This is a genomic window from Streptomyces sp. NPDC048462, assembly GCF_043200175.1.
Classification (GTDB): domain Bacteria; phylum Actinomycetota; class Actinomycetes; order Streptomycetales; family Streptomycetaceae; genus Streptomyces.
Genome location: NZ_JBICXG010000014.1, coordinates 72,192 through 92,979 on the forward strand (window position 1 = coordinate 72,192; position 20,788 = coordinate 92,979).

Sequence of the window (20,788 nt, forward strand, 5' to 3'; positions counted from 1 at the left end):
GCGGCCCGGTTCAGCGCACCGGCGGCGCCGCCGGTCCCGCCACATGGGCTCCGCCGATCAGCACCGAGCGCAGCGCGCCCCTGTCCTGGAGCACCGTCAGGTCGGCCGCCGGGTCGCGGTCCCAGACCACCAGGTCCGCGAGGCGTCCCGGCGCCACCACCCCGGCGTCCGCGCCGCGCCCCGCCAGCTCGGCGCCGTTGGCGCAGGCCCACTTGATGACCGTCTCGGGCGCGATGCCGGCCCGCTCGACGTACATCACCAGCTCGTCCGCGTAGGTGCCGTGCGGGGTCCAGGCGAAGCCGAAGTCGTCACCCGGCACGATCTTCAGGCCGAGGCCCTCGGCCCGGGGCAGGAAGCGCAGGGTGTTCTCGATCTCGTCCTTGAAGTCGAGCGACTCCAGATAGTCCGGGGCCTTGCCGAACCGCTCGCCCAGGGCGAGCAGCCGGTCGGGCTGGAAGAGGCTGGGCACCACGAACACGCCCCGCTCGGCGATCTCGTCGAGCGCCCGGTCGTCCGCGTAGGTGGCGTGGTCGATGACGTCGACCCCGGCGGCCAGCGCGTTGCGGATGCCGCCCAGTCCCCGCGAGTGGGCCCGCACCCGGGCGCCGCGGCGGTGCGCGGTCTCCACGACCGTGGTCAGCTCCTCGCGGGTGAACAGGAGTTCGTCCGAGCGGGCGTTGGGGAAGGTGTCGTCGCCGGAGGAGAAGACCTTGATGATCTCGGCGCCCTCGTCGATCTCCTCCTCGGTGTACTTCACCAGGTCCCCGAGGACGTCCACCACCGGCATCAGGTCCCGGGGCATCCGCTCCTTCAGCTCGGGGGAGCGCCGTCCGGGCGGGCCCGACACCATCAGGTCGCGGCTGCACGGGGTGATGCGCGGGCCGCTGATGGCCCCGGCCGCGATGGCGTTCTTCAGCGCCATGTCGATCCCGGCGACCGAACCGGCTCCGACGAACGCGGTGTACCCGCAGGTCAGCAGGTCCGCCGCATGCCGGGCGGCGTGCATCGCGACCTCGGGCACCCGGTACTTGAACAGGGTCTCGCGGCCGGTGGTGACGTTCACGTACGCGATGTGGGTGTGCCCCAGCGTCATACCGGGCAGCACGGTGGCCCCGGCCAGGTCCCAGCGGACGAAGTCGCCCTCGGCGGGCGCGCCGGCGGCCGGCAGGACGGCCTCGATGCGCTCACCGTCCAGCAGCACCGACCGGGCGGGCAGCGAGGCGCGGCCCAGCCCCTCCTGGACGGTGACGTCGTGCAGCAGCAGCCGGCGGTCAGTGGTCACGATCAACTCCTGGGATAGCGGTGTTCACGGCGGCGTTCGGGGCGGGCGGGCGTCTCACGGGGTGGTGGCACCGGGCCGGGCGAGCACCGCGGGCCCGAACACCATCCAGACCATCGGGACGCCCGGCCGCGAGACCTGGAACTCCAGCCGGTGCGCGGCGCGTCCGGGTTCGTTGGTGACGGCGGCGTCCGCGCGTCCCTCGGTGACCAGCTGCGCGGCGTGCATGGTCGACTCGGCGGGCACCCAGGCGATCTCGTAGCCGCCCCGCCCGCCCTCGGCCCCGTCCAGGAGCTCCACCAGGCGGCGGGTCTCGTGCAGGGTCGCCAGGCGCAGGATGCCCTCGCGCAGTCCGGTGCGGTACGTGGCGATGCCGTACTCGGGGGTCGGGCTGGAGAAGCTGGCGTCGAGCCGCAGCCGGGGCGACCAGAAGAACCGGGTCGCGCACTCGGCGGCCCCCGGCACCAGGGCGTAGGAGGGGCCGCCCCGGCTGCCGACGGCGGCGAGCAGCTCCTCGAAGGAGTCGTACGGCGCGGCCTCGATCTCGGGTCCGCCCAGGTGGGCGAGCCGGTAGCCGAGGCGGCCCAGGGCGACCATCGAGGTGGTGCCGTCCGGGCCGAGGGTGCCGATCCGCAGGGTGCCGGGCCGCAGGAGCGGCGAGTGCGGTATTCGGGCGGGCTCCCACAGGATGGGGAACGGGGTGGGGTCGGACCGGTCGCCGGCGCCGCGGCGGCTGTGGCCGTGGGGGTGCAGCAGTGGCTCGGTCATGCGCGGTGCCCCCGTGCCCCGGCGAGCCGGCGGGCGGCTGCCGTCTCGTGGTCGACGGCGGTCCGCCGGTCGTGGATGCGTGCGGCCTTCCAGCTGACGAAGGCGCCGGTCGTGGTGACCGGGTCCAGCTCGTCGGGCAGTTCCACCCGGCAGCGCACCCCGAGGGAGTCCGCGACCCGCGCCGCGTGCGCGGCCGCCAGTCCGGGTTCGGGCCCGTCGGGCAGGTCGAGCCGGACGGTGATCAGGTCCTCGCCCTCCGCGTCCCGGTCGATGACGACCTGGTAGCCGTAGCTGTGGTCGATGCGCTGGAGCACGGCCCGCTCGATCTGCCAGGCCTGGAAGCTGCGGCCGCCGAGCACGATGCGGTCGCGGGTGCGGCCGACGACCCGCATCACCGGGCCCCGGATGCCGCAGCCGCAGTCGTTGCCGGAGAGTTCGACGAGGTCGCCGGTGCGGTAGCGGATCAGCGGCTTGATGCCGTCGATCAGCATGGTGACGACGAGTTCGCCGGTGCCCCGGTCGCCGAGCGCGGCGCCGGTGTCCGGATCGACCAGCTCCGCCACGTAGTTGGGCCGGGCCAGGTGCAGCCGGCCGTGTGCGCAGGCCGAGGCGACGACCAGGGTCTCCTGGGAGCCGTAGAGCGCGTTGTAGGTCCGGGCGCCCCAGGCCTGGTCGATCTGCCTGGCCAGGTCGGGCGTGCACATCTCACCGGTGACCAGGAAGACCTTGACGCCGAAGTCGCGGCGCGGGTCGAGGCCCTGGGCGCGGGCTGCCTTGGCCAGCGAGAGCGCCACGTTCGGGGTGCAGAACACCACGTCCAGGGCCAGGTCCCGGATCAGCTGGAGCGCCTTGGGGAAGCCGATGACGGGGGAGTACGGCCAGATCTTGGCGACGGCCGAGCCCACGTTGCGGGCCACGTCCCCGAGGGTGTCACCGAGCGAGTGCACCTCGGTGGGGCCCATCACGCCGACGCGCGGGGCCCGGTCGCCGAAGACGTCCGCGAAGATGTTCCGCCAGCTCTCCGTCACATGGGCGTTGGAGGCGATCACCTCGCGCGCGTCGCGCGGGCAGGGGGTGGCCGGCCCGGTGGTCCCGGTGGTCTCGTAGTAGAAGCACGCCTCGTCGAGATCACGGCTGAGGATGTCGGACATGGCCGTGCGCAGATGGTCCTTCGTGGTGAAGGGCAGCGCGCTCAGCCCGTCGAGGGTGAGCGCGTCGGCGCGCACGCCGGCCAGGTGCCGGGCGTAGAAGGGCGAACCGCCCTGGGCGAGCGCGACGACCTCGCGCAACTGCCGCTGGGCCCACGCACGCCACTCGTCCTCACCGAGTTCGCCCGCGGTGTACCGGTCGTGCAGGGCGAGATAGCGCTCGGTGAAGTCGTGGTGCTTCCCGGAAGCGGGCAGCCACATGGATCCCCCTGGTGGTTCGGCGGTTGAGGTGGACGAGGTGCCGTGCACCGGGAGCGTGCCCGGGTGCTCCCTACGCGTCCGGGAAGCGGCCATCCGATAGTGCGGGCCGCGTCCGCCCGTCCTCAATCCGCCTTAGGAGGCAGTCCGTCCGCACTTGGAGGCAGTGCGGTGGCGGGGTGTGGTGCGATGCCTATCCGAGCGCCTTGGCCCCGGCCACGAACCGCTCGATGAGCGCCGGGTCCTTCACCCCCCGGGAGCTCTCCACGCCGCTGGAGACGTCCACTCCCCAGGGCCGCAGGCCCGCCACCGCACCGGCGACGTTGTCCGGGGTCAGCCCGCCGGCCAGCAGCCACGGGCCGTCGGGGGCGCCGCCGAGCGCGGCCGGGTCCCAGCGCTCGCCCGAACCGGGGCTGGGCGAGTCGATGATCAGCAGGTCCTCGCCGTACGCACCGCTCTCCAGCGGGGCCCCGCTCCCGGGCGACGCGGCCCGGATCAGCCGGAACCCGTCCGAGCGCAGCGCGGCGAACGCCTCGGGCGGCTCCGAGCCGTGCAGCTGCACGGTGTCGACGCCCGCGTCGGCGGCGGCCCGGCGCACCTCGTCGAGCGGCTCACCGCGGAACACGGCGACCGTGGCGGTGCCCGCCGGCACCGCACCGGCCAGCGCGCGGACGGCGGCCGGGGTGACCTGGCGCGGGCTGGGCGTGAGGACGAAGCCGATCGCGTCGGCCCCGGCCCCGACGGCGGCCGCCACGTCCTGCGGGCGGCTCAGGCCACATACCTTGACGTACACATCTGCCTCCTGGAAACGGAACGGGGAACGGGAACGGGAGTGGGCACGGGAACGGTTCACCGTACGGCGGCTCATGACCGTACGGCGGTGCGGGAGCACAGGAACACCAGGGCGGCGGCGGTCAGCCCGCCCGCCGTCACGGCGAGCGCGGCACGCGGGCCGACCGCCGACGCGAGCAGCCCGCCCAGCAGCCCGCCCAGCGGGATCACCGCCCAGGTCAGGAACCGGAAGGTGGCGCTGACCCGGCCGATGAGCTCGGCGGGCACGGTCGCCTGGCGCAGCGTGATCGAGTGGATGTTGAAGACCGCGATGCCGAAGCCGTTGAGCACGTACCCGGCGCCGAGCAGCAGGTGGCCGCCGCCGGAGGCGGGCGCCAGCGGCAGCAGCAGGGTCGAGGCGGAGGCCACCACCATGCCGAGGACCATCGTGCGGCCCACCCCGAGCCGGGCCCCGAGCCGGCCCGCGGACAGTGCCCCGCCGAACGCGCCGAGGCTGCCGACCGCGATGATCACGCCGAGACCGGCCGGTCCGAGGTGCAGCTCCCGGATGCCGTAGAGCGGGAAGACGACCAGGACGACGTCCCAGAGCAGGTTGTACAGGGACGCGTGCAGCATGATCACCCGCAGCAGCCTGCTGTGCAGCGTCATGCGCAGCCCGGCGGCGATCTCCTTGCGTACGGAGGCGCGGGCACCGTCCGGGCGGACCGGCCGGGTCTCCGGGGTACGGATGCGCAGCAGCATGACGGCCCCGAAGAGGTAGCCCAGGCAGTCCACCAGGATCGCCACGGGCGCGGTGAGCACCTGGATCAGGGTGCCGCCGAGCCCCTGCCCGGCGGTCTCCGCGACCGAACGGCTGGCCTGGAGCTTGCTGTTGCCCTCGACCAGCTGCTCCTTCGCCACCAGCGACGGCACGTACGCCTGGTACGCCACGTCGAACAGGGCGGTGAGCACCCCGGTGGCGAACGCCACGGCGCACAGGGCCCAGACGCCGAGCCCGCCCAGCCAGGCGAGCAGCGGCACCGCGGTGAGGATCGAGGCCCGTCCGAGGTTGGCGGCGATCAGCAGCGGGCGGCGGCGCACCCGGTCGGCGAGCACCCCGGCGAACAGGGTGACGCACAGCACCGGCAGGTACTGGGCGCTGTTCAGCAGCCCCAGCTGGGCCGGGCCCGCGTCGAGCAGCACGATCGCGGTGACCGGCAGGGCCAGTTCGGTGACCCGGGAGCCGAGCAGCGAGACCGTCTGCCCGGCCCAGAGCCTGCGGAAGTCCCGGTGGTGCCACAGCCCGCGCGGCGGCTCCGGGGCCTGCCGCCCGGCCCGGTCCAGGAGCTCAGAGGACGACATGGGCCGCCTCCCGGACTGCCGGACCCCGGGTGTCGGCGGAGTGCGCGTCGAGCGGGTGCCAGTCGAGGCGGTAGGAGGCCAGCGTGTGCCGGATCGCCTCCTCGACCCGGGCGGAGGTGGCCGCCCGGAACCGGAACGTGCCGGCGGTGTGCACGGCGCCGCCGTTGCCGCTGAGCACGGTGCCGGGGGGCGGCAGCGTCTCGGCGTACAGCTCGGGCACCCGGTCCACCAGCGAGGTCACCGACTCCACGACGGCCGGGCGGACGGGCGGTTCGGGCATCATCAGATACCCGGCGACCGGTCCGGACAGGTCCATCGGCTCGATCCGCAGCTCCTCGCCGAGCTGCACCAGCGCGGAGGCGGCCACCAGGTCGATCCCGTAGACCTCCTGCCAGACGTAGCGGACCTGGCCGCCGCCGGCCCGTGCCCCGATCTCCAGGAACACCAGGTCGTCACCGTCAGCGTGTGCGGTGCGGAACACCTCCAGGTGGAACACGTCGTCGGTGAGCCCGAGTGCGGCGCAGACCCGCTCCGCGAAGACGGTCACCCGCTCCTCGAACTCCGGGTCGTCGTTGGCGACCGAGCTGAAGGCCGTACCGGTGGCGAAGTCCAGGCAGCTGGCGCCGCAGCGCCAGGCCCGTGAGGTGAGCAGTTCGCCGCCCGACACCACGCCGTCGATCTGGTAGAGCACCCCGTCGACGAACTCCTCGCACTGGGCGTCGGAAAGCTCGGCCTCACCCAGCAGCGCCTCCAGCCGGTCCCGGGAGCGCACCACGTGCACCCCCTGGCTGTCGGCGCCCGCGCGCGGCTTCAGGACGAACGGGTAGCCGTGGAGGGCGGCGAACTCCCGTACCAGGGCCGCCGTCGGCGTCTCCCGGAACTCCGGGACCCGCAGCCCGGCCGCCGCGACCAGGCCCTTCATCACGACCTTGTCCCGCACGGCGGCGACCTCCGCGGGGCCGCGCCCCGGGATGCCGAAGTGCCGGCGGATCTCGCCCGCCGCCTCCAGGTCGAACTCTGAGAGCGCCAGCACGTGCGTGAACGGGCCGTACAGGCCGATCAGCCTGGCCGTCTGCGCCAGGACCTCGGCGGTGTCGGTGAGATCGGACAGCACCCGCACGGATTCGGCCAGTTCCTCGTCGAGCGGCCGGCGGCCGGCGGCGGTGGTGAGGTAGGCGAAGCGGTCGGTGGTGTGGTCGAGGTAACGGTGGTACTCCGCGAAGGAGTTGGCCCAGCGGTTGAGGATCAGGACATGGCGGTTCATCGGTTCTCCGGATGGTCGGGACAGACGTGCGGGTGGCTCAGCTGAAGGTCACGGCGCGCTCGGCGCGCCGCAGCACCCCCGCGGTCTCCCGGTACGAGGCGCCCGCGGCGAGCACGTAGCCGAGCCGGCCGGCCGAGCTGCCGGGGTCGGGCAGCGCACTGCCCGGCGGCAGGAGGACGCCTATCTCCCGCACCCGGGGATCGGACTCGATCACCGGGTCGACGCGGAACTCGCGGTAGGTGTCCAGACCGGGCCGCAGGAAGTAGCGGATACCGGCACGGGCGCCGGTCCGGCGCCTGGCCGGTGCGGGGTTGGGCAGGCCCAGGTAGCAGCGCAGCATGATCTCGTACAGGTCGTGGCCGCAGGCGAGGCGCAGCAGGTCGGGGATGCGGTCGCCGGGCAGCCTGGCCGCGACCTCCATCAGCAGCGGGCCGCGCGCCGACATCCGCAGCTCGGCGTGGAACGGGCCGATGCCCAGGGCGACCGCCTCAAGCACCCGGACGATGTAGGAGCTGATCCGCCGGGCGGTCCGCGCCTCCAGCCGGGCCGGCACGATGTGCCCGACCTCGACGAAGTGCGGTTCGGCCCCGAGGATCTTCTCGGTGATGGCGAGCACGTGCACCCGGCCGTCCTCGACGTACCCCTCGACGCTGTACTCCGGCCCCTGGACGTACTCCTCGACCAGCACCAGGCCCAGCCCCCGCGAGCCGTTGCCCCGGCCGGAGCGCAGCGCCTTGCGGAACGCGCCGACGGCCTCCTCCCCGGAGCCCACCCGGCGCACGTCGAGGCTCCCCGACTGGTCGACCGGCTTGACCACGCACACCGGCCCGAGCTCCGCGTACGCGGCGGCGGCGGACCGGGCGCCGGACACGATCCGGTACCGGGGCTGGTCGAGCCCCGCCGCGTCCAGGGCCCGGCGCATCCGGTGCTTGTGGCGCAGCGGCTCCACACCGTCCGGGGCGATTCCGGGCAGGCCGAGCGCGGCCGAGGCGTGGGCGGCGAGCGAGACGTAGTGCTCGAAGCCGGGCAGGACGGCGTCGAGCGGGGACTCGGCGTGCAGGGCGCGGATCAGGTCGAGCACGGCCGCCCGGTCGAGGGTGTCCGCGGTGATCACCCGGTCGGCCTTCCCCTGGTCCTGGCCGGGCCCGGTGGCGGAGCTCAGGACGATGACGGTGTGCCCGAGTTCGTGCGCCCGGGTCACCAGCTCCCGTCCGGAGGAGCGGGGCTCGATGATCAGAACGGTGCTCATGCCGCTTCCTGCGGGGCGGTGGTGCCGGAGCCCGCGAACGCCGCGGCACGCGCGGTGTCGAGGAGCTCCATGGACTCCAGGTGCAGCGCGAGATCGCTGCGGGGTGCCGGGCGCTCGCCGCGGAAGTGCTCGTAGGCCTGCTCGATGAACCGGGTCAGCGGGGCGTCCTGGACGACCTTGCGGACCGGGCGGCCGGCGATGCGGACCTGGCCGAAGTCGTCGTCGCCGGAGACGGGGTAGTCCGCGACGAGGGTGCCCTCGGAGCCGTGGATGTGCAGCCGGCGGCGGCGTACGGGGGAGGCGAGGTCGGTGTACAGCGTGGTCCGGACGCCGGAGGTGTGCAGCAGCTTGACCTCGGCGCCGCCCATCCTGGCGAGCCGGCCGAAGGGCAGCGGCAGGTCCCAGCCGCGCGAGCCGGTGACCTCGGCGACGGAGCCCGCGAGGTGCAGGGCCAGCAGCAGCTGGTGCGGCAGCTCCACCTCGAAGGCGCTGCCGTGGCCCTGGGTCTGCAGCGAACGGCGGAAGCGCGGCTTGCTCTGCTCCATGTGGTACGAGACCGGCTCACCGATCGCCCCGGAGGCCACCAGCTCCTCGGCGGCCTCGGTGACCCTGCTGGCCGGCCAGACGCTCATCGGCAGCACCACGGACCCGGTGGCCTCCGCCAGGTCCACCAAATGGGCGGCGTCCTCGATGGTGTTGGCGATCGGCTTCTCCAGGATGAAGCGCTGGGCGCCGACGCGCAGGAGCTGCTCCATGCAGTCCCGGTGCGCGTTCGGCGGCACGGCCACGTGGAAGACGGCGTCGGCCACCCGGTGCCCCTCCGCCCACAGCTGCGCCACCGCGCCGCGGATGTCCGGTACCCATTCCCCTCCGATCACCTCGGCGGGACGCGGGTCGACGGCGATCACCAGCGACCGGCCGCCGGTGAGGTCCCGCAGCGCCCGATGGTGCAGATCGCGGCCCGCGTGCCCGTAGCCGACGATGACGGAAGGTGAATTGCCTTTCTTCCTCATCTGTTTACCGCCCTTCGCTGTCGTAGTGAAAAGAGACTCGCAGCGGTCCGGTGGATGTATCCAGGCCAATTCCCGTGACCCTTGCCGGACCACTTGGGAACGGCACGTCCGGGCGCGGTGATGTCCCCAAAGGAACACGGTGGGACGCCGAGGTGGCATCGGAACTCCGGCCGTGTGGCCGGTGTTGCTGGATACGCTTGCCCGGCTATTCGGTATTTGCCGTTCCGTGCCAGGAATTCACTGTGCGTCATTCGTCGCCCACGGAATTGCCGCGTCCGTTAATTCATCTGGAGAAGGAGACAAACGATGACCCTCGAAGGCCGGGCAGCTCTGGTCACCGGTGGTTCCCGCGGCATCGGGCGGGCCATCGCGCTCCGTCTCGCGGCCGACGGTGCCGCCGTCGCCGTGAACTACCGCTCCCGCAAGGACGAGGCCGAACGCGTGGTCGAGGAGATCACCGCGCTGGGCGGTCGGGCCATAGCCATTCAGGCCGACGTGGCGGACCCCGACGCCGCCCAGCGGCTGGTGGACGAGACCGTGGCCGGCCTCGGCGCGCTGCACATCCTGGTGAACAACGCCGGAGTGGCCCGCGACGGCCTCGTCTTCGACCAGTCGCCCGGGGACTGGTGGGAGGTGCTTAGGGTCAACATCGGCGGCGTCTACCACTGCACCCGGGCCGCCGCCGGGCACTTCATGTCGCAGCGCGAGGGCAACATCGTCAACATCTCCTCGGTCATGGGCGAGGGCGGCTGGGTCGGCCAGTCCAACTACTCGGCCTCCAAGGGCGCCGTCAACGCCTTCACCCGGGCGGTCGCCGTCGAACTGGCCCGCTTCCAGGTCCGGGTCAACGCGGTCCTGGCCGGGTTCACCGCCACCGACCTGATCGGCGGACTGCTGGAGAAGGACGGCGGCCGGAGCATCAAACGCCAGCTGCCGCTGCGCGAGTTCGCGACGCCCGAGCAGGTGGCCGGCGCGGTGTCCTTCCTGGCCGGCGAGGACTCCTCGTACATCACCGGCGAACTGCTGCGCGTGGACGGCGGCTGGGCCGGCCAACTGGGCCTCGGCCGAGCCAAGTAGCACCACCGGCCGCCCCCGTGCGGCCGCGTACCGGAACCGAACGGCAGGCGGGCCCCGTAACCACCCAACTGGTTACGGGGCCCGCCTGCCGCTGTCCGCAGGTTCAGCCGATCCGGGCCAGACCGCGGGCGCCCTGGCGCCGCGCGCCGCGCGAGACGGCCAGCGGGTCCCAGCCCTCGGCGCGTTCGGGGAGCAGGTCCGGATCGCCGAGCAGCGCGCCGCCGTGGACCTCGGCCATCAGGGCGCGGCCCAGGATCTGCCCGGCCAGCACCATGCCGCCGACCGCCGAGCCGGTGATGCCGGTGCCGTGGCGGGTGTTGGTGCCCACCACGTGCAGCCCCTCGATCGTGGTGCGGGTGTCGGGGCGGCTGCCCGTACCGCCCCACTGGGCCAGCCCGTACGGCGTCCCGCCGGTGGCCAGCGTGTAGCGCTCGTGCGTGATCGGGGTCGCCGTCTCCAGGTGCACGATGTGGTCCCGGAACGGACCGAGCACCTCCTCCGCCGCGCTCAGCATCGACGCGGTCAGCTCGGCCTTGCGCTCCTGGTAGCCCCCGTTGCGCCGGTAGCGCTCACCGGCCGCGGGCCCCTGGTTCACCCCCCAGTACTCGTAGCCGGGCGGACACAGCGTCATCACCTGGAAGTTGCTGTGCCCCGGCGGGCAGACGGCCGCCGTGCCCGGGTCCTTCAGCGAGGCGAACGAGGCGAACAGGAAGGGCACCGGGCTGATGCTCTCCCTCTCCAACTGCTCGTAGTAGCCCTCGATGTCGTCGTCCCGGTACCACCACAGATTGGCGTTCGGACGGGCCGGCAGCTCCTTGTCGAGCGCGACGTAGAGCGTGGCCAGGGGCAGCGCCATCTTCGCCTGCCGGGTCCGCGACACCACCCTGCGGCCGAAGTGCTCCTCGCCCACCAGATCCAGCACGGTCCGCGAGTAGTCCGCGTTCGACACCACCAGCGGAGCCCGGTGGACCTCGCCGTCCGTCATCCCCACCCCGGTGACCCTGCCGTCCTCGACGAGGATGCGCTCCACCCGGCTCTTGGTCCGCAGCTCCCCGCCGTGCGCCTCCAGCCCCTCGACCAGCGCGGCCGCCAGCACCTGGCCGCCGCCCTCGGGGTAGTAGGCGCCCCGCAGGTAGTGGTCGGTGACAGCCGCGTGGGTCGAGACGGTGGACTGGCGCGGCCCCATCCCGTAGTTGGGCGACTGGGCCGCCAGTACGGTACGGGCCCGGGGCGACAGCCCGCAGTGGTCGAAGAGCTCGCTGAGCGTCCGGCGCCCCCACTCGGCGGTCACCGGCGTGCGGGCCAGCAGGTCCGCCAGCGAGGACTCGCCCTCCGACAGCATCATCGAACGGGTCTCGGTGGCGACCGACCGGCAGATCCCGGTGAACCGCACGATGCCCGCGCTCTGGTCCGGCAACGCCGCCGTCAGCCGCTTCGTGTACGCCTCCCAGCCGACCGGCACGTCCACCGTGAGGCCCGGGATCTCGATCCGGTCGAAGCCGTCCCGGTCCATCTCCCGGTAGGCCACCCGCCCGTCGAGCCCCAGACCGGAGAAGATGGCCGGCAGCACTCCGTCCGGCCCGCAGTCGCCCAGGTAGTGGACGCCCACGTCGAACTCGTAGGCCCGGCGGCGGCGGAAGACATGACTGTTTCCCCCCGCCACGTCGTGCTGCTCCAGCACGAGGACGCGACGGCCGCTCACGGCCAGGTACGAGGCGCACACCAGGCCGCCCATGCCACTCCCGACGACTATCGCGTCCCACTCATCCCGCTTCACCATGGGGCTCAACCGTCCTGTTCTTGTAGGCGGGACTCAGGTCCGCTCGCGTACGACCAGCGCACCGGCGTTGCCGTCGTGGCCGACCGAGGTGATCAGGCCGATACGGGGGCCGTTGCCGCCCGGCGAGCTCTTCCAGCGGGCGAGCAGCGCCGCGAGCTGCATGGCGCCGCCCGCGCTGTACGTCTCGCCCAGCACCTCGGTCACCCGCACCGGCTCCGGCAGCCGGCCCAGCGCGAGCCGCACCGCCCGCTCCTCCACCCGGTCCAGCCCGATGTGGCCGGCGGCACCGAGCGATACGGCGGCCACCTCATCGGCGGACACCCGGCTGCGCTCCAGGGCCCGGGTGACCGCGTCGGCCAGCCCGTTCGTCAGGCCGCGGTGGATGCCGGCCCGGCGGCTGACCCCGGTCCAGCCGTGGAAGCCCACCTCGCAGGCCAGCAGCTCCGCGAGGACCGGTTCGCCGGGGGTCTCCTCGGACCGGACGACGAATACGGCGCTGCCCTCGCCGACCGGTGCCTCCTCCCGCAGCGTTCCGGCGTGGTGCCAGGCCCAGGCCGTCGGGGCGCTGAGCTCCTCGGCACCGCCGACGAGCAGCTTCTCGGCGCGCCCCGCGGCCATGGCCAGCCGGGCGTGCCGGAAGGCGTAGAGGCTGGCGCTGCGGCCGCCGGCCACGGTGGCGTTCAGGCCCTTGAGCCCGTGCCTGATGGCCATCTGCCCGGCGCTGCAGTTCATGACGCTGCCCGCGAACTTGCCCGGGTTGATCAGGTAGGGCTTCTCCAGGGTCAGGGTCTCGTACAGCAGGTCGGAGTAGCCCGCGATGCTGCCGGTGTTGGTGGCCAGCACCACCCCGGTCCTGGCGGGGTCGGTACCCGCCGGGGCCGGGCCCGCCTCCTCCAGGGCCTGCTTGCAGGCGACCAGGCTGAGACCGGCGAGCCGGTCCAGGTTCTTGGTGCCCTTGCGCCCCAGGTGGTCGGCGGCCCGGAAGCCGGGGACGCTGCGGACCGGACGCGGCGGGTAGGCGGTGTCCCGCCCGGCGGGGTCCGGTTCGCCGGCCTCCGCGGGCGCGGAGCCCCGGTTCAGCGCTCCGGCCAGGGACGCCAGTCCGTAGCCCGCGCTGGAGACCACTCCGGCGCCGACGACCGGCAGGGGCTGCACGGGCGCGGCCGTGGTCACAGATACCTCCCGAGAATGGTGATGACGTTGTTCCCGCCGAAGGCGAAACCGTGGTTCTGTACGATCTCCACCCGGGCGTCCCTGCCCACGCCCGGGACACAGTCCACACCGGGCCCCAGCTCCGGGTCGGTCTCGACCAGGTTGGCGGTGGGCGGCAGGAACCCCTGCTCCAGGGCCGCGCAGCAGGCGATCGCACCGAAGCCGCTGGCCGCGCCCATAGTGTGGCCGAGCATCGACTTGATCGAGCTGATCGGCGGCAGCCGGTCCCCGAAGACCTGGCGGACCGCCCGGACCTCGGTCGCGTCGTTGGTCGGCGTACCGGTGCCGTGGGCGCAGATGTAGTCGATCTGCTCCGGTAGGACGCCGGCGTTGAGGTGCGCGGCCCTGATGCAGTCCGCGATGCTGTTCGCTTCCGGGTGCACCATGTGGGACGCGTCGCAGTTGGCGGCGTACCCGAGCACCTCGGCGTAGATGCGGGCACCGCGGGCCAGCGCGTGGTCGAGCGGTTCGAGCAGCAGCGCAGCCCCGCCCTCACCGGTGATGATGCCCGAACGGTTCGCGTCGAAGGGCTGCGGCAGCTCCTCGGCCATGGCGCCCAGCGCGTAGAACCCGGCGTGGGTCAGCCGGTTCACCGAGTCGGCGCCGCCGGCCAGCATGAAGTCGGCCTCGCCCAGGCGCACCATGTCGAAGGCGTACCCCAGCGCGTAGTTGCTGGCCGAGCAGGCGGTCGGAATGGTCTGGGCGTCACCGCTCAGGCCCAGTTCGGCGTTGACGGCGCCCGCGATCTGACCGGCTGGCAACTGCTCCACCAGACGCGGCTCCAGGCCCTTGAGGCCCTGCGAGACCCACTGGCCGCCCAGGCTCTGCGCGACCGCGGACTCGCCGCTGGTGGTGCCCATGATCGAGCCGGACCGGCCGGCGGAGAGCTGTGCGGGGTCGATACCGGAGTCCTCGACCGCCAGCCGGGAGGCGGCGGCCGCGAGGAGGGCGCTGCGCCCCCACCGCTCGGGGTCGAGGTGCCGCAGGAGGGCGGCCGGGTCGAAGTCGTCGACCTCGGCGGCCTTTCGGCTGGGGAACGGGGTGGCGTCGAAGCTGCGGGCCGGCCCGATGCCGACCCGGCCCGCCCGGAGGGAATCGGCGAAGAGCTCCACGCCGATCCCCACCGGGCTGACCGCTCCGAGTCCCGTGATGACGACTCGGCGCAAGGTCGACTCAGGCATTCCGCGCGCATCCCTCGACGGCGGTCAGCAGCGTCCTGAGCGTGGTGAGGGACTCCAGCTCCTCCTTGGGCAGGACGTAGCCGAGCTCCTTCTCTATTCGGGAGACGACGGTTATCAGGGTCAGCGAGTCGCTGTCGTAGTCCTCGATGAACAGGCCGTCCTCGGTGAGCTCGTCGTCGTCCAGCTCCAGTTCCTCGTTGACGATGTCGATGACACGGATCCGCAGCTCGGCATCCAGTTCCACGGTCTGCACGGTCATGATGGGTCCTTTCGTGAAGAGAAAACGTGAGTGGTCCGCGTCCGCCGGTGATGGTGGGGGGTGCGGGTGGGAGGGGGCGGTTGGCGTGGGGGTGTGGGGGTGCGGTGCGTGGGGGTGTGCGGTGCGAGGGATCAGACGGTGGCCGGGACCGGCGGCTTGAGGGTGATGGCGCCTATCTGGGTCAGCAGCAGCAGGTCCTGGCGGAAGCCCCAGTGCTCGACGACCTTGCCGTCCTCGATCCGGTAGATGTGCGTCTGCTCGACGTCCACGTCGGCCCCGCTCGGCGCGAAGCCCAGGAAGTCACCCGTGTGCTTGCCGGTGAAGCGCAGCCGCAGGACGGCCTTGTCACCCTCGGTGAAGCTGTCCAGCTCCTCCCACGTCGCACCGGCGAAGGCGCTGTGGACCCAGCGGGCGGTACCGAGGTAGCCGAGCGGGCCACCCGGGACGCCGGGCTGCGCCTCGTGGTCGACGAAGGAGTCCGCGATGTACTTGAGCGCGGCCTCCTCGTTCAGGTCGTTGAAGACGAGGCCCATGTTGATGGAGAGTTCGAGTGCTTCGCTGCTCATCTGCTTGCTCCTCAATAGTGGGGAAAGGTCCGGGGATTCACCCCCGGAGGTCTGTGGGTCGGCCGGGCCCGCGGGCCCGTGCCTCAGTGGCCGGCGCCCAGGCCGCCGGTGACCGGGATGACTCCCGCGGTCACGTACGAGGCGTCCTCACCGGCCAGGAAACGCGCGGCCGCGGCGACTTCCTCGGGGGTGCCGGTACGGGCCAGCGCCGTCCTGGCGAGCGCGGCCTGCCGGCGCGCGTCGGTGACGTTCTCGACCATGTCGGTCTCGATCATTCCGGGGGCCACCACGTTGACCGTGATGTTGCGCCGGCCCAGCTCGATCGCGAGGGACCTGGCGAACCCGATCAACGCCGCCTTGGAGGATGCGTAGTTGGTCTGCCCCGGGGCGCCGGACATGCTGTTGATGGACGACATGTAGATCAGCCGGCCCCAACGGGCCTTGATCATCGCGGGGATGACCGCACGGGTGACGCTCACGGCCCCCTGGAAGTTGGTCTCCATCACGGCCCGGAAGTCGTCCTCCGGCATACCGATCAGCAACTGGTCACGGGTGATGCCCGCGTTGGAGACCAGGATCTCGACGGCACCCTGCTGGATCGACACCTCCTGGACCGCGGCCTCGATCTGGGCGCTGTCGGTCACGTCGCACCGTACGGCGAAGAAACCGGGCGGGGGTTCGCCGTTGCGGTAGGTGATGGCGACCTTGTGACCCTCGGCCGCCAGGGCGCGCGCGGTGGCGAGCCCGATGCCCCGGTTGCCACCGGTGACGAGTACGGAGCGGCTCATGCGGACTTCCTCCTGGTGTCGTCCCACAGGGACGCGAGCCGGTCGCCCGCGCTCTCGGCGTCGGTGAACAGCACCGTCTGCCAGCCGAGCGCCTCGGCACCGGCACAGTTCTGCGGCAGGTCGTCCACGAGCACACAGCGCTCCGGGGGGACGCCCGCCCGCCGCGCGGCGAGCTCGAACATGCCGGGGGACGGTTTGCGGTGGCCCACCTCGAACGAGAGGAGCACGTCGTCCCAGAGCCCGTCGGGCTCGATCATGCGGCGCCAGTACGGGTCCCAGGCGGGCACCATGTTGGAGAGCATCCCGACGAACGCGCCCCGCTCACGGATCTTGCGCAGCTGGGCCAGCCAGGCGTGGTTGGTCTCCCGCCCGTCGAACCAGGCGTCCGCCATCGTGGTGAGCCGGAGCCGCACCCCGTGCTCGGCCTCCAGCACGTCACCGACCTCGTGGAGCCACTCCTCCTCGGTCACCAGCGGGGTGTCGATCGGCAGCATGATGTCGGTCGTGCCGTACCGGGCGGTGACGGTGGCCAGCGCACGGCCCAGGACCACCTGGTCCAGGCCCATCGAGGCGCAGAACGTCTTCATCGTGTGGCCGAGCGGCGGGGTGAGCACCCCGCCGAAGTCCGACCAGACGGCCAGTGGGGGCGATGTGGTGTCAGACATGCCAGGTCCTCAGGATCCGTGGAGGTGGGAGACGTCGACGACGGTGACGCTGAGTTCCGCGATGTCCTGGTCGTCCTGGCGGAAGCGGACCCGCACCGTGTGCCGGCCGTCGCTCGCGGGCGTCCGCGCGGCGGTCGCGGTCAGGGGCACGTCCAGCTCGGCGAACCGCTGGAATGCGCCCTCGTAGCCGGCGGCGAAGAGGTTCGCGGAGCCGGACGCCGACGCCGGGCCCGACGCGGCACCCGCCGTCACCAGCGCCAGCTGACGCGCCGCCTCGACCAGGGCCATGGCCGGCAGGTGGTCGTAGGAGTGGTCGAACAGCGCCGGGTTGTCGAACCGGGGCACCACCTGGGCCGTCACGGACTCCGCGGTGAACTCCGGCTCCGTGAGCACGACGTTCAGCGGGTTGTCGCGCCCCACCAGCTCCGGGGCCACCCGCCCGACGACACCGGGCCACTCGGTGAACTCCGAACTGAGCGGGGCCGGGGTACCGCGCTGGGCGTGGCGCAGGATCTCGTTCTCGTCCCCCTTGAGGAAGAGCACGTCCATCGCGTGGTCGCCGACGTGCACGTCCCCCATGAAGATCCGCTGTTCGAGCCGGCCCTTGCGGAAACGGCCGCTGTGCCGGGCGGTCTTGCCGAAGAAGTCGGTGTCGATCCGGGGCTGCCCCGTCTCGCCGCCGATCCGCAGCGCGGACAGGTTCCGCAGTGAGAACCGGAAGGCGTGCACGATGGCGACGGTTCCGGCCGGCACACCGGCGTTGGTGTGGCCACCCGCGATCGAGGCCTGCCGCCCGGCCTCCAGCAGCAGCAGGGAGTCGTGCAGCTTCGGCCTCGGCCGGTGGTCGCTGTAGTAGAGGTGGGTGAGCGGCAGATGGATGCCCGAGGTCACCGCCATCGGACGTACGGTCCTGACGTCCGTGACGAAGACCTCGGATATCGCGGAGCGGTGCGCCAGCGAGCGCTCGATGGTGCGCCCGTAGTCGAGAGCGGGCCGCACGTCCGGCGCGGCGTCTTCCAGTACCTGGGTGGTCATCGGATTCCTCCAAACCAGTTCTCGGGGTGATCAGCCGGGCGGTGGGGCGGGCTGGGGCGGGGCCGGTCGGCCGGCCCCGCCCCAGCCGGGTGGCGGACCGGTCAGGCGACCGGAACCGCCACCGTGCTGTCCTCGGCCGCCTTGTCGCCGGCCTGCTCCGAGCTCCGCCGGATGCACAGGCCGCTCACCGCGCCGAGCATCACCACGATCACGCCGATCCACAGCGCGGCCTCCAGGCCGTCGGTGAACGCCGAGGCCTGGTCGCCCGAGGTGTTGGCGGCGAACTGGCGGCTGAACACGGTGGTGAGCGCGGCCACACCGAGCGCACCGCCGAACTCGCGGCTGGTGTTGTTGGCACCGGACGCCTTGTTCTGCTCGTTCTCCGGCACCGCCGAGATCACCGTCGCGGGGTTGCCCGCGAAGACCAGCCCCATACCGATACCGGCCAGGGCCAGCGCCGGCACCATGGCGCCGTAACCGACGTCCGGCGTGATGACCAGGGCGATCCAGCCGAGGCCGATGCCCTGCAGCGCGCAGCCCGCGGCCTGCAGCACGCCGCCGCCGATCCGGTCCACGAACTGGCTGGCGACGGGCACCACGAACATCGGCGCCAGGGTCCACGGGATGGTGCGCAGACCCGCCTCGAAGGGGGTGTAGCCCATGGGGCCCTGGAGGAACTGGGTGAGGTAGAAGATCGACCCGAAGACACCGAAGTACATCGTGATCGACACCACGTTGCTCAGCACGAACGCCCGCGCCCGGTACAGGTGCGAAGGGATCAGCGGCTGGCCGCTGGACCGCTCGGACACGATGAACGCCACGGCCAGGACCGCCGTGAGGGACAGCCCGACCAGGGTGCTGGTGCTGGTCCAGCCGTGATCGGCGGCCGAGACGATGCCCCAGACGGCCGAGACGACGGAGCCGGTCACCAGGACCATGCTCGGGATGTTCAGGCTGCGCTCCTTGCCCCGGCTCTCCTTGACCGCCCACAGGGCCAGCGGCAGGGCGATGAGACCGACGGGCACGTTGATCCAGAAGATCCAGCTCCACGAGATCTTCTCGGTGACCAGACCGCCCGCGAGCGGACCGGCCGCGATCCCGAGACCGTTGACCCCGCCCCAGACCCCGACGGCCAGATTCCGCTGCGCACGGGAGACGGCGCCCACGGCCAGCGTGAGCGAGACCGGAAGGATGGCGGCCGCGCCCGCGCCCTGGAACACCCGGGCGATGACCAGCGTGACGACCGAACCGGCCATCGCACAGGCCACCGAGGACACGGTGAACAGGGCGATGCCGCCGAGGAACACCCGACGGCGGCCGAAGCGGTCACCGAGCGCCGCACCGGCCAGCAGCAGACCGGCGAAGGCCAGCACGTAGCCGTTCATCACCCACTGCAGCTCGGACTGCTTGACGTCGAAGTCCTTGCCGATCTCCGCCAGCGCGTTGGTGACGACGAGGTTGTCCAGCGAGACCATGAACATGGGCAGAGACGTGGCGATCAGCGCCCAGAGAACGCCGTTGCTCTTGGATGCGCTCATCGGTTGTTCCCCCTGCTGCTCTCGGAGTTACGGCTCACGGAGTCGTGGCCGGTGGTGTGGTGCGCGGTGCCGACGCGGCGCAGGGTGATCCGGTCCGAGACCTCCCCGGCCAGGACCACGCCGACCTCACCGCTGAGCACGTAGTCGCCGTACGGTGTGACGGCCACGGTCGTCGGGCCGCTGACGGGCCACGGCTCCTCGCGCGAGCGGACGGTGGCGCTGCGCCAGCCGTTCTTCGAGTCCACGACCGTGACGGCGTCGACTCCGCCCGGCGCGCCGACGGCCTCACCGATGGAGTTGGTCACCACGACCAGGGAGCCGTCGGGCCGCAGTGCGAGCCCGTCGGTGCCCACCAGCGGCTGGGAGAGCTTCACCTCGGCCACCTTGCGGCGGGCCGGGGCGTCCGGGGTGATCCGGAACATGGCGCCGTTGTCGTAGCGAAGGGCCAGCAGATAGCCGTCCGGGTGCCAGGTGATGCCGTTCAGGCCGACGATGTCCGCGGCGAAGCGGGGGTCGGTCACCACCGGGTGCACGTGGCCGGCGAGGTCGATCCGCTGGAGCGTGGCCGACACGGAGTCCGTGACGTAGATGTTGCCGCGCGGGTCGAAGGTCAGGTCGTTGGCGAAGGTGCGCGAGAGCCCCCGGGCGACGTCGATCCGGCGCTGCAGCTTGCCGGTGTCCAGGGCGAAGATGGCGACACCTGAAGTCGGCGGCTGGTCGCCGACGTCCAGCCGCTGGCGGATCCAGAAGTCGCTGTAGGCGACGAGGATGCGGTTGCGCGCGGTGTCCACCCGGACCCCGAGTGTGGACACCATGCCGATGCTGGGTGCGAGCTCGGTGACGGTGCCGTCCAGCCGGACCACCGAGAGGGTGCCCTTCAGGGCGGAGCCGACCAGGAAGGCGCGGCGGGTGGGGTCCCAGGCGACGCCCTCCGGGTAGACGTCGGCCGCCCGGGTGTTGATCACGTCCGGCCCGGTGTGACGGCCGGCGGCGGCCGAGGCGTGGGTGGACGAATTCGCCATGGCGGGGGCCGGAAGGGCAATCGGCGCGATCGCCGTGAGGACGGCCGCGGAGGCGAGCACGGCTCTTAGCGGAAATGCGCGGGACACGGTGTTCCTCTCGTGGTGGGTCGGGGGAATCGGGAGTACGCGAACGCGGAGGTACGGGAACGCGGAAACACGGGAATGCGGGAATGCGGGAATGCGGTATTACGGGCACGGAGAACTACGGACTCCGGCTTCGCGACGGGGCGTGCGAATGGGCCGTTCGGCGAATGGTTCAACGGGCGGCTGTCATGGACGGCTGTCGGGAAACCGGGAATGGTGGTGCCGTAACTCGCCATGGCGCGTATTCACTTGCGGTACACCAATGAATCTAGGCCGGTGGCCGCGCGATATGTAGACGACCTAGGGCGTACCCGGACTGTCTCCTTCGAGACATTCCGCAGGCGCGGACGCGGGCACGGATACGGACGCGCACGGCCGAGGGCCGCCACCCGGTGGTGCGGGTGACGGCCCTCGGCCGTGCGCGGCGGTCCTGCCGGGAATGCCGGAGGTTCAGCGGTTCAGCGGCTCA

Annotated in this window: 19 protein-coding genes; 1 reads left to right on the top strand and 18 read right to left on the bottom strand. The window is 72.3% G+C overall.

From position 1 onward, the window contains the following. Positions 1-10: 10 nt before the first annotated feature. The 8 genes from ACGFU6_RS23260 to ACGFU6_RS23295 form a co-directional block, all read right to left on the bottom strand. Complete coding sequence (locus ACGFU6_RS23260) at positions 11-1,282, bottom strand: amidohydrolase family protein (protein ID WP_393613481.1); 1,272 nt, start codon at positions 1,280-1,282, stop codon at positions 11-13. A gap of 54 nt (positions 1,283-1,336) precedes the next feature. Next, a complete protein-coding gene (locus ACGFU6_RS23265) occupies positions 1,337-2,047 on the bottom strand; it encodes a hypothetical protein (protein ID WP_393613482.1) in 711 nt (236 codons plus the stop codon). After that, positions 2,044-3,456, bottom strand: coding sequence for a phenylacetate--CoA ligase family protein (locus ACGFU6_RS23270; RefSeq protein WP_393613483.1), 1,413 nt, complete (start codon positions 3,454-3,456; stop codon positions 2,044-2,046). The genes ACGFU6_RS23265 and ACGFU6_RS23270 overlap by 4 nt, the downstream gene beginning before the upstream one ends. Before the next feature lie 190 nt (positions 3,457-3,646). Beyond that, the gene (locus ACGFU6_RS23275; protein WP_393613485.1) at positions 3,647-4,246 is read right to left on the bottom strand and encodes a phosphoribosylanthranilate isomerase; all 600 of its coding nucleotides are present in this window, start codon (positions 4,244-4,246) and stop codon (positions 3,647-3,649) included. Between the two features lie 71 nt (positions 4,247-4,317). Further along, positions 4,318-5,586, bottom strand: a complete 1,269-nt coding sequence (locus ACGFU6_RS23280; protein WP_393613486.1) for an MFS transporter — start codon at positions 5,584-5,586, stop codon at positions 4,318-4,320. Beyond that, complete coding sequence (locus tag ACGFU6_RS23285) at positions 5,573-6,850, bottom strand: acetyl-CoA carboxylase biotin carboxylase subunit family protein (protein ID WP_393613488.1); 1,278 nt, start codon at positions 6,848-6,850, stop codon at positions 5,573-5,575. The genes ACGFU6_RS23280 and ACGFU6_RS23285 overlap by 14 nt, the downstream gene beginning before the upstream one ends. Before the next feature lie 37 nt (positions 6,851-6,887). Next, positions 6,888-8,099 (bottom strand): ATP-grasp domain-containing protein, encoded by a 1,212-nt coding sequence (locus ACGFU6_RS23290; RefSeq protein ID WP_393613490.1) that lies wholly within the window; start codon positions 8,097-8,099, stop codon positions 6,888-6,890. Next, positions 8,096-9,112, bottom strand: a complete 1,017-nt coding sequence (locus ACGFU6_RS23295; protein WP_393613492.1) for a Gfo/Idh/MocA family protein — start codon at positions 9,110-9,112, stop codon at positions 8,096-8,098. Before ACGFU6_RS23295 ends, ACGFU6_RS23290 begins: the two co-directional genes overlap by 4 nt. Before the next feature lie 306 nt (positions 9,113-9,418). Between ACGFU6_RS23295 and ACGFU6_RS23300 the strand changes: the two genes are divergently transcribed. Continuing rightward, positions 9,419-10,189, top strand: a complete 771-nt coding sequence (locus ACGFU6_RS23300) for a 3-oxoacyl-ACP reductase family protein (protein ID WP_393613493.1) — start codon at positions 9,419-9,421, stop codon at positions 10,187-10,189. Positions 10,190-10,292: 103 nt separating this feature from the next. Here the strand turns inward: ACGFU6_RS23300 and ACGFU6_RS23305 are convergent, their stop codons facing one another. The 10 genes from ACGFU6_RS23305 to ACGFU6_RS23350 form a co-directional block, all read right to left on the bottom strand. Beyond that, positions 10,293-11,969: a phytoene desaturase family protein gene (locus ACGFU6_RS23305; RefSeq protein WP_393613495.1), complete on the bottom strand. Its 1,677-nt coding sequence runs from the start codon at positions 11,967-11,969 to the stop codon at positions 10,293-10,295. A gap of 33 nt (positions 11,970-12,002) precedes the next feature. Next, on the bottom strand, positions 12,003-13,142 hold the full coding sequence (locus ACGFU6_RS23310) for a beta-ketoacyl synthase N-terminal-like domain-containing protein (RefSeq protein ID WP_393613496.1): 1,140 nt from the start codon (positions 13,140-13,142) through the stop codon (positions 12,003-12,005). After that, on the bottom strand, positions 13,139-14,362 hold the full coding sequence (locus ACGFU6_RS23315) for a beta-ketoacyl-[acyl-carrier-protein] synthase family protein (RefSeq protein WP_393613498.1): 1,224 nt from the start codon (positions 14,360-14,362) through the stop codon (positions 13,139-13,141). Before ACGFU6_RS23315 ends, ACGFU6_RS23310 begins: the two co-directional genes overlap by 4 nt. After that, positions 14,355-14,621 carry a phosphopantetheine-binding protein gene (locus ACGFU6_RS23320; RefSeq protein WP_123525352.1) on the bottom strand — a complete coding sequence of 89 codons (267 nt, stop codon included), beginning with the start codon at positions 14,619-14,621 and terminating at the stop codon, positions 14,355-14,357. Before ACGFU6_RS23320 ends, ACGFU6_RS23315 begins: the two co-directional genes overlap by 8 nt. 131 nt (positions 14,622-14,752) lie before the next feature. Then, the gene (locus ACGFU6_RS23325; RefSeq protein WP_393613500.1) at positions 14,753-15,187 is read right to left on the bottom strand and encodes an ester cyclase; all 435 of its coding nucleotides are present in this window, start codon (positions 15,185-15,187) and stop codon (positions 14,753-14,755) included. 83 nt (positions 15,188-15,270) lie between these two features. Beyond that, complete coding sequence (gene fabG, locus ACGFU6_RS23330) at positions 15,271-15,975, bottom strand: 3-oxoacyl-ACP reductase FabG (protein WP_393613501.1); 705 nt, start codon at positions 15,973-15,975, stop codon at positions 15,271-15,273. Then, positions 15,972-16,640 carry an HAD family hydrolase gene (locus ACGFU6_RS23335; protein WP_393613502.1) on the bottom strand — a complete coding sequence of 223 codons (669 nt, stop codon included), beginning with the start codon at positions 16,638-16,640 and terminating at the stop codon, positions 15,972-15,974. Before ACGFU6_RS23335 ends, fabG begins: the two co-directional genes overlap by 4 nt. A 9-nt stretch (positions 16,641-16,649) precedes the next feature. Continuing rightward, positions 16,650-17,675, bottom strand: a complete 1,026-nt coding sequence (locus tag ACGFU6_RS23340; protein ID WP_393613504.1) for an AfsA-related hotdog domain-containing protein — start codon at positions 17,673-17,675, stop codon at positions 16,650-16,652. A 101-nt stretch (positions 17,676-17,776) separates the two neighbouring features. Then, a complete protein-coding gene (locus ACGFU6_RS23345) occupies positions 17,777-19,213 on the bottom strand; it encodes an MFS transporter (protein WP_393613505.1) in 1,437 nt (478 codons plus the stop codon). Further along, entirely contained in the window at positions 19,210-20,295 is a 1,086-nt protein-coding gene (locus ACGFU6_RS23350; protein ID WP_393613507.1) for an SMP-30/gluconolactonase/LRE family protein, read from the bottom strand. Before ACGFU6_RS23350 ends, ACGFU6_RS23345 begins: the two co-directional genes overlap by 4 nt. Positions 20,296-20,788: the final 493 nt, after the last annotated feature.

Excerpts from the sequence above, each read along its gene's own strand:
- ACGFU6_RS23265 (WP_393613482.1), bottom strand. The coding sequence starts at position 2,047 with ATGACCGAGCCACTGCTGCACCCCCACGGCCACAGCCGCCGCGGCGCC.
- ACGFU6_RS23270 (WP_393613483.1), bottom strand. The coding sequence starts at position 3,456 with ATGTGGCTGCCCGCTTCCGGGAAGCACCACGACTTCACCGAGCGCTAT.
- ACGFU6_RS23280 (WP_393613486.1), bottom strand. The coding sequence starts at position 5,586 with ATGTCGTCCTCTGAGCTCCTGGACCGGGCCGGGCGGCAGGCCCCGGAG.
- ACGFU6_RS23285 (WP_393613488.1), bottom strand. The coding sequence starts at position 6,850 with ATGAACCGCCATGTCCTGATCCTCAACCGCTGGGCCAACTCCTTCGCG.
- ACGFU6_RS23290 (WP_393613490.1), bottom strand. The coding sequence starts at position 8,099 with ATGAGCACCGTTCTGATCATCGAGCCCCGCTCCTCCGGACGGGAGCTG.
- ACGFU6_RS23295 (WP_393613492.1), bottom strand. The coding sequence starts at position 9,112 with ATGAGGAAGAAAGGCAATTCACCTTCCGTCATCGTCGGCTACGGGCAC.
- ACGFU6_RS23300 (WP_393613493.1), top strand. The coding sequence starts at position 9,419 with ATGACCCTCGAAGGCCGGGCAGCTCTGGTCACCGGTGGTTCCCGCGGC.
- ACGFU6_RS23305 (WP_393613495.1), bottom strand. The coding sequence starts at position 11,969 with ATGGTGAAGCGGGATGAGTGGGACGCGATAGTCGTCGGGAGTGGCATG.
- ACGFU6_RS23315 (WP_393613498.1), bottom strand. The coding sequence starts at position 14,362 with ATGCCTGAGTCGACCTTGCGCCGAGTCGTCATCACGGGACTCGGAGCG.
- ACGFU6_RS23320 (WP_123525352.1), bottom strand. The coding sequence starts at position 14,621 with ATGACCGTGCAGACCGTGGAACTGGATGCCGAGCTGCGGATCCGTGTC.
- ACGFU6_RS23325 (WP_393613500.1), bottom strand. The coding sequence starts at position 15,187 with ATGAGCAGCGAAGCACTCGAACTCTCCATCAACATGGGCCTCGTCTTC.
- fabG (WP_393613501.1), bottom strand. The coding sequence starts at position 15,975 with ATGAGCCGCTCCGTACTCGTCACCGGTGGCAACCGGGGCATCGGGCTC.
- ACGFU6_RS23335 (WP_393613502.1), bottom strand. The coding sequence starts at position 16,640 with ATGTCTGACACCACATCGCCCCCACTGGCCGTCTGGTCGGACTTCGGC.
- ACGFU6_RS23340 (WP_393613504.1), bottom strand. The coding sequence starts at position 17,675 with ATGACCACCCAGGTACTGGAAGACGCCGCGCCGGACGTGCGGCCCGCT.
- ACGFU6_RS23345 (WP_393613505.1), bottom strand. The coding sequence starts at position 19,213 with ATGAGCGCATCCAAGAGCAACGGCGTTCTCTGGGCGCTGATCGCCACG.